Raw genomic sequence first — 8,019 nt, forward strand, 5'->3', positions numbered from 1 at the left:
TATCTGTTCACGATAATCGTGAATTTTATCGGTGAAATTACCGCAACAGGGGCATTTATGCAGTTTCCGTTCTAATTTACAATAAACGTGAATTGTATTATCTGTGTTTTTTTATGTTTTCAATTAAAATACCTTGCAATCCGAGTATTTTTTCTGTAAAATGTTTGTAGAGCATATTTGATTCTCCTTAAAATGGTTTGTTTCCACTTTCATTTTAAAGGTTTTTTTACAAATATGCTATACTTTTTTACTTTAATTTTTGTAGGCTCTTTTTGTTCTTACCCCAATTTTTATTATAGAGCCTTTATTTATCAATCATTTTGTCCTATATAATCAAATAATTTGCGTGTAGCGTTATTGAACAGAGAATTGGTTTTGCTTAATATAAAAATATCTCTTTGCGGTTCAGGTTCCCTAATATCAATACGAAAAACCTCTCCGCCTTCGATTAGTTTTTCTGCAAATGCTTCGGGAAAAAATCCAATACCAAGGTTATGGACAATCATTGGCAGTATTTGATCTGCTGTTCCAACTTCCATATCGGGATTAAACGGTAAATCATATTTTAAAAAATATTTTTCATACATATTTCTTGTGCTTGTTCCGTCTGAAAGTGATACGAGTGGTATATCGGATATATCTTTTAAACTAACCCGATTGTCTAAATGATTTTTGTATTTTTTACCGCTGATTAAGATTTCTTTAAATGACATCAGTTTGATTTTTTGCAGCTTTTTATAATCTGAAAGCGGAGATGTTACAACGGCAAAGTCTACTAAGTTATTATTTAGTGCATTGATTGCTTGTGGCGTGGTATTATTGGTTATTTTTATCCTAACGTGCGGATGCAGCTCGTGGAATTTTTCAAGTTTTTCAAGCAAAACAAGATGAAGTGCAGTTTCACTTGTACCGATAGTTACCAGCCCGTTTTCAAGCTCACTTTTTTGCTTGATTTCATTTTCTGCAATACTAATTTGTTCAAATGCTATGCTGAGATGATCATAAAGACGCTTGCCGTCTGAAGTAAGTTTAATACCTCTGTTAGACCTTAGGAATAGCTTACAATCAAGCTCATTTTCCAAAATATTCATACATCGGGTTATATTTGGCTGATTGTTATTGAGAACCTTTGCGGCTTGTGAAAAACTTTTATATACAGCTACATAATAAAATATTCTGTAATAATCATAAATCATTCTATTTTCTCCTTGTCTCACATATTATTAACAGATATGTTTAAAAAAATCTATCGCAAGCAGTGTAAAGAGGTTAGCTCCTTATGGTTTTGTGAGAGATTATAACTTTCACTGAAATTCTGACGTGTTCTCGTCTTATTAAGATAGAAATATCAGAGCTTAAAATTATATTTAGCTTATTTTTTCCTTAAACATAAGTATAAAGCTTATCAAAAGCAGTATACATGAAGTCCAAATAATATGAATGCCAAAGTTATCTGACAGAACACCGCCAAACCCTGCTCCTATTGCAAAGAAAAAGATAATACCAAAATAGTATACCGTACGATTAAATTCCTCCGGGTCTTTATTTTGAATGTAATCCGAGAGAGAGGAAATTCCACTTCTTAAATTTCCTATGCACATGGTGCTTGCGTAAGAATATCCCTTAACTTTTCTAAATGTTTGAACTTGTAGCGCACATGAAAAAGATACCATTACTGCTGCCAAGGTATTCATTTTTTGAGGCATAAATCCAACCAACAATAGAATTGCAATTTCTAACAGCAAAATTCCTTGTCGCCAGTGAAACATTTTTGCATATTTAAAATGCTTTTGTATTCTGTCAGCAAAAAACACACCGGCAGCAAACGCAAGAATTGTAAACAGATATTTAAGTGCCTGTTTAAAATTGCCGGTCATAAATTCCCTGCTCATTAACACTACGTTGCCTGTCTGAGCATTTGCAAATACACCGTCTCTTGTGAAATATGTATATGCATCCTGAAATCCACCTGACATTGCCAGAAAAATGCAGTTAATAAAAGCTTCAGACATTTGGTGATTAGTTTCAAAACGTTTGAACCATTTTTTAATATTTACAAATAGTGATTTCATATTTTTACCTCTCATATTTTGTATATATAATCAAAGCTTTGCTCCTTAAGCAAAGCATAGTTTGTTCCGATTTAAATCATAATATAAATATAATATAGCACTACTTTATGAATATGTAAAAAATATAAAACATATAGTTGATATATTATTATTATATATTAATAAAAGCAATACTACAAGCTTTTAGTTAATTCTGGTACTGTAATTATATATATACAAAAACTACAAAAAATACTATCTATATTTAAGTAGTTTGACAAAAATCAAATTATTATAAAATATTTTTTAAAAATGAGTTGACTTATTTTTAAAAGTGTTTTATTATACTATTGGTTAGCAAGAGCTAACCTAATTTTTAGATTAGTAGTTAGCCTTAGCTAATTAATTGCAAAGTGAAGGAGAGTACATATGATGCCGCTTAGTTATGCAAATCCCGGTGAAAATATCACCATAAAAAAAGTTGGCGGAAGTCCTGAAGTAAAAAAGCACCTTGAAAATCTTGGCTTTGTTGTAGGCGGAGATGTAAGTGTAATAAGCACATTGAATGGTAATGTTATTGTTAAGGTTAAAGAGACAAGAGTTGCTATAAGCGATGAAATGGCACGCAAAATAATGGTTTGATTTCTGTTTTTAACAGTTCAATAAAATTTATATTGTTTTGTGTTGCATACATAAAACAATAATATAAGGAGGATATAGAATGAAGACACTTAAGGAAGCAAAGGTTGGTCAGACTGTCAAAGTTGTGAAGCTTCACGGCGAGGGTGCTGTTAAACGCCGCATTATGGATATGGGCATCACCCGTGGTGTAGATGTTTACATCCGTAAAGTTGCTCCGCTTGGCGATCCGGTTGAGATTACCGTAAGAGGATATGAACTTTCGCTAAGAAAAGCTGACGCTGAAATGATTGAGATTGAGTGATTTTTTAGGGAGCAATCCCTTATTTTTCAGCCAAACAGTTAGCATTGGCTAATTATTTAAGAAAGGAAATTACTATGGAATTACGCATTGCCCTTGCGGGCAACCCAAACTGTGGTAAAACCACATTGTTTAACTCATTAACCGGTTCTAACCAGTTTGTTGGAAACTGGCCGGGTGTAACAGTAGAAAAAAAGGAAGGTAAATTAAAAAAGCACAGCGGTGTTATCGTTACTGACCTTCCCGGTATCTATTCGCTTTCACCATATACCCTTGAAGAAGTTGTTGCCAGAAACTATCTTATCGGTGAACGCCCTGATGCTATTCTGAATATCATAGACGGTACAAACCTTGAACGTAACCTTTATCTTACAACTCAGCTTACTGAGCTCGGTATACCGGTTGTTGTTGCAATCAATATGATGGATATCGTCAAAAAGAACGGTGACAAGATTAATATTTCTGAGTTGTCTCGTCAGCTTGGCTGTAAGGTGCTTGAGATTTCAGCATTAAAGGGCAACGGAGTTATGGAAGCTGCTGAAGCAGCTATTGATGCAGCGAAAAACAGCAAAACAATTCCTATGCATACATTCTCAGGTCCTGTTGAGCATGCAATAGCTCACATTGAAGAAGCTGTTGTACATAATATGCCTGAAGAACAGCAGAGATGGTATGCAATCAAAGTTTTTGAGCGTGATGATAAGGTTCTTGACCAACTCAAGACCGATAAAGCTACACTTGCTCATGTTGAGGAAGATATCCAGGCTGCCGAAAAGGAAATGGACGATGACTCAGAAAGCATCATCACAAACGAAAGATACATCTATATTGCTTCAGTAATTAAAGCTTGCTATAAAAAGGCAAACAAGGGAAAACTTTCGGCATCTGATAAAATCGATAAAGTTGTAACTAACCGTTGGTTGGGTCTTCCAATATTTGCTGTTGTAATGTTCCTAATTTACTACATATCAATGGTTACTGTCGGTACGGCTGCGACTGACTGGGCAAATGACGGACTGTTTGGTGACGGCTGGCATCTGTTTGGTATAGGCACTTCTCAATATGAACAGGCAGTTGAAGATTACGGCGATACTGACCAGATTATTGATGCGTTTAACATTGAATACGGTAACGATGATATTGCGGCTGCTCTTGAATCCGAGTCTGAAGATTATGACGAAGAAACTGCTAAGCAGAGCCTGAATGAACTTGTTGCACTTACACCAAGTAACGCAAATGTTACTTACAGTGTTGAAGATGAAGAAACACTTGAAGTAACAGATTTTCCTGATACAGATAAGGCTGCTCTTGAGGATGCGGTAAGTCAATATTTAAACACAGATTACAAAGAAAATTACGGCGCTCCTGACGCATCAACTTACGGTGTTTGGGTTCCCGGTATTCCGGTTCTTGCAGAAAACGGACTTGACGCGGTAAATGCTGCTGATTGGCTTAAGGGACTTATACTTGACGGTATTATCGCCGGTGTAGGTGCTGTACTTGGCTTCGTACCTCAGATGCTCGTTCTTTTCTTACTGCTTGCAATTGTAGAAGCTTGCGGTTATATGTCAAGAATTGCATTTGTACTTGACCGTGTATTCAGGAAATTCGGACTTTCCGGTAAATCATTTATCCCTATGCTTATCGGTACAGGATGCGGTGTTCCGGGTGTTATGGCTTCACGTACCATTGAGAATGAACGTGACCGCCGTATGACAATTATGACTACTACATTTATCCCTTGTAGTGCTAAGCAGCCGTTTATAGCTATGATCGCAGGTGCAATTTTCGGAGGTTCTCCTTGGATTGCAACAGGCGCATACTTTATCGGTATGGCTGCTATCATTGTTTCAGGTATTATGCTTAAGAAAACAAAGATGTTCTCCGGTGATCCTGCTCCGTTTGTTATGGAGCTTCCGGCATACCACATTCCGACAGTTTCAAACGTTCTTCGTTCAATGTGGGAGAGAGGCTGGTCATTTATTAAGAAAGCCGGCACTATAATTCTTCTTTCAACTATTCTTGTTTGGTTCACATCTTACTTTGGATTTGTTGACGGTTCATTCCGCATGCTTACTGAAGATGAGCTTAACTATTCAATTCTTGCTGCTCTCGGTAACGGAATCGCTTGGATATTTGCACCTCTCGGATGGGGCAACTGGCAGGCAGCTGTTGCTACAATTACAGGCCTTGTTGCTAAGGAAAATATTGTTGGTACACTCGGTATTCTCTATGGTGCATCAGGCAATGTATATACAGAAATGGCAGCATCGTTTACAATGCTCTCAGGTTTTTCATTCCTTGTATTCAACCTTCTTTGTGCACCGTGCTTTGCAGCAATGGGCGCAATCAAGCGTGAAATGAACAATGCAAAATGGACTTGGTTTGCAATCGGTTATCAGTGCGTATTTGCATATGCAATTTCCTTTATGATTTATCAGTTCGGTGGAATATTCACGGGTAATCTGAACGTAATCGGTTTGATATTTGCAATTGCTGTGCTTGCATTTATGGTTTATATGTTGTTCTTTAAGAAATATAAAGAAGCAACAAAGCTTACACAGAAAGTTAAAGTATAAAATATTGTTGCTTTGATTAGCATTTGTATTATTACTTTACAGGAGGTATATATATGATTGCATGGATTTTGCAAAATTTGGCTACAATAATTATCAGCCTTGTGCTTGCGGCTATTGTCGCACTTATAATAGTTTTTCTTGTGAAGAACAAGAAAAAGGGCAAATCCTCCTGCGGCTGTAACTGCGGCTGTTGTCCGATGAAAGGGTCTTGCCACAAGCATTAGATTTTGTATTATGGGGAGATACGATGTTCGTGTCTCCCTGTAATTTAAACAGGAGGTAAGCTATGGCTAATTCAAAACTTCTTACTGCCTCCAATATTCGATACTTGCTCGCAATGAAGGAGCTTGAAAAATCGTCCAAAGGGCTTAGATGTGTTGATATCGCCGCGGCACTTGGACTTAGCAAGCCGAGTGTGCACAATATGCTTGATACTTTTATTGAAATGGGGATTATCAACAAGGACTTTTACGGTGTTGCCTCTTTTACGGAATACGGTAATGAAATTGCACTTAAATACAGTGAATATTATAAGTCGCTGTCTGCATTGTTGAAACGAATTTTCCCTGATTTAAATAATATAGAAAATGCAACCTGTGCGTTACTTGCAGAAATAGATGAAAATGCACTTGAAAAATTTAATGATGCTTAGAAAGATTGTTGCATTAATTAAACAGTTATAAGGATTAATGCATCTGATTATTTTGAAAGAATGAAAAATATGATTAAAATAGTTATTGATATTGATGGAATGATGTGCGGTATGTGTGAAAGTTATATTAATGACGCCATACGTCAAAATTTCAATGTTAAAAAGGTTAAGTCGAGTCATACAAAGGGACAGACTGAAATTATTGCTGAAAATGATATTGACGATAATAAATTGAGGCAAGTTATAGATCAAACCGGTTATAAGGTTTTGTCTGTTACAAAATCTCCGTATGAAAAGAAAGGCTTGTTTTCCTTTCACAAAAAGTAATAATTAAGTCTAATACTCGACATAAACTTATTACTTAAACCAAATTTAAATAATTTTTATTCTGAAAGACTGTCATAAGTGAGAGAACTCACTGTGGCAGCCTTTTTATATTTTTGGTTATGAATACTGTATTCTGATATGAATATAACACATTTTGTAAAATAGGTTTAAATTATACAAAATATTCCATTTAATTTATGCTTTTCGTCAATAGTTTTTAAAATTCAATGTGATAAAATTAATATGTTGTCTTTATGAACAATTATTTTTAGGAGAAGGAGAACAAAATAATGAAAAAAGCAATTAAAAGTGTTGTTTCTATGGTGCTTGTTTTTGTTATGGTGTTTGGCGTGTTTACAATTCTTCCGAGTGAGGTTTTTCATTCGTGGTATGCAAAGGCCGCTGAGACACTGTCAGAAATCACAGGTACCGAAGAAACTTACGTAAACGGTGATTACACATATACTTTGGTTGATGAATATACCAAAGTAAAAATTACTTCTTACAGCGGAGAGGATGAAGCATTGCAGATACCGGAGCAAATTGACGGTAAAGATGTTTCAATAATAGGTGATTCGGTTTTTTATAACAAGACTTTTATAAAGACTGTTACAATACCGGATACAGTTACAACAATCGGAAACAGTGCGTTTAACAGCTGTATATCAATGACGGAAGTAACATTCGGAAAGAGTGTAAAAGCCATAGGTAACTATGCATTTAATTATTGTACATCACTGAAATCAGTGAAATTGCCTGACAGTGTAGAGAGTATAGGCGATTCTGCATTTAGAAATGATGATGCAATAACCGAACTCACATTTGGAAACGGAATAAAAACAATTAACGCTTATGCATTTTATGATTGTGACGGAATAACAAGCGTAAAACTTCCGTCCAGTCTGACAAGTATAGGATATGAGAGCTTTTCTAACTGTAATTCGTTAAAAGAAATAGAAATAAACGGTAATGGAGCAACAATAGGAACTTATGCATTTTTATATTGTGGTAATGTAGAAAGCATAGTAATAGGTGATGGAGTAAAAAATATAAATAATAAAGCCTTCTATGGCAATCAGAATTTAAAATCGTTGACCATTTCAGATTCTGTTGAAACTATCGGTAGTGGTGCTTTCTATAATTGCCGAAATTTTGAGACACTAACCCTTGGTGAAAATTTAAAATCAATAGATAACAATGCATTTGAGAATTGTGTCAGTTTAAAGAATGTATCTATTGGTAAAAATCTGAGCTCAATATCATCAACTGTATTTTCTGGTGACACAGCACTTGAGAACATAGAAGTATCAGAAGATAATGCAACATATTCAGACTATGATGGAGCATTACTTAACAAGGAACAAACATTAATATTGCTTTATCCAAAGAGCAAGGCAGGAAATTATACAATTCCTGATACAGTAACAAGTATAGGAGACAGAGCTTTTGAGAATAGCGTAGGACTCACAG

General features: G+C 35.3%; 9 protein-coding genes. 7 read left to right on the top strand and 2 right to left on the bottom strand.

The genetic code is table 11. The features are described from left to right. Nucleotides 1–311: 311 nt before the first annotated feature. On the bottom strand, nucleotides 312–1,196 hold the full coding sequence (locus BLP46_RS12170) for a LysR family transcriptional regulator (RefSeq protein ID WP_092979285.1): 885 nt from the start codon (nucleotides 1,194–1,196) through the stop codon (nucleotides 312–314). A 171-nt stretch (nucleotides 1,197–1,367) separates the two neighbouring features. After that, nucleotides 1,368–2,072, bottom strand: coding sequence for a YoaK family protein (locus tag BLP46_RS12175; RefSeq protein WP_318259620.1), 705 nt, complete (start codon nucleotides 2,070–2,072; stop codon nucleotides 1,368–1,370). A 408-nt stretch (nucleotides 2,073–2,480) separates the two neighbouring features. On the opposite strand from BLP46_RS12175, the gene BLP46_RS12180 reads away from it, so the two are divergent. The 7 genes from BLP46_RS12180 to BLP46_RS12210 all read left to right on the top strand — a co-directional run. Beyond that, entirely contained in the window at nucleotides 2,481–2,693 is a 213-nt protein-coding gene (locus BLP46_RS12180; protein WP_092979286.1) for a FeoA family protein, read from the top strand. Nucleotides 2,694–2,772: 79 nt separating this feature from the next. Continuing rightward, the gene (locus tag BLP46_RS12185; RefSeq protein WP_092979288.1) at nucleotides 2,773–2,994 is read left to right on the top strand and encodes a FeoA family protein; all 222 of its coding nucleotides are present in this window, start codon (nucleotides 2,773–2,775) and stop codon (nucleotides 2,992–2,994) included. 74 nt (nucleotides 2,995–3,068) lie between these two features. After that, nucleotides 3,069–5,570, top strand: coding sequence for a ferrous iron transporter B (gene feoB, locus BLP46_RS12190; protein WP_092979289.1), 2,502 nt, complete (start codon nucleotides 3,069–3,071; stop codon nucleotides 5,568–5,570). A gap of 53 nt (nucleotides 5,571–5,623) precedes the next feature. Then, complete coding sequence (locus BLP46_RS12195) at nucleotides 5,624–5,794, top strand: FeoB-associated Cys-rich membrane protein (RefSeq protein ID WP_207645247.1); 171 nt, start codon at nucleotides 5,624–5,626, stop codon at nucleotides 5,792–5,794. 62 nt (nucleotides 5,795–5,856) lie between these two features. Next, the gene (locus BLP46_RS12200) at nucleotides 5,857–6,222 is read left to right on the top strand and encodes a helix-turn-helix domain-containing protein (protein ID WP_092979291.1); all 366 of its coding nucleotides are present in this window, start codon (nucleotides 5,857–5,859) and stop codon (nucleotides 6,220–6,222) included. Nucleotides 6,223–6,291: 69 nt separating this feature from the next. Further along, nucleotides 6,292–6,549, top strand: a complete 258-nt coding sequence (locus BLP46_RS12205) for a heavy-metal-associated domain-containing protein (protein WP_092979293.1) — start codon at nucleotides 6,292–6,294, stop codon at nucleotides 6,547–6,549. Between the two features lie 290 nt (nucleotides 6,550–6,839). Then, nucleotides 6,840–8,019: leucine-rich repeat domain-containing protein (locus BLP46_RS12210; RefSeq protein WP_143000501.1), on the top strand; the 1,180-nt coding region annotated here is incomplete at its 3' end.

This window comes from Ruminococcus sp. YE282, assembly GCA_900101355.1.
Taxonomy (GTDB): domain Bacteria; phylum Bacillota; class Clostridia; order Oscillospirales; family Acutalibacteraceae; genus Ruminococcoides; species Ruminococcoides bromii_A.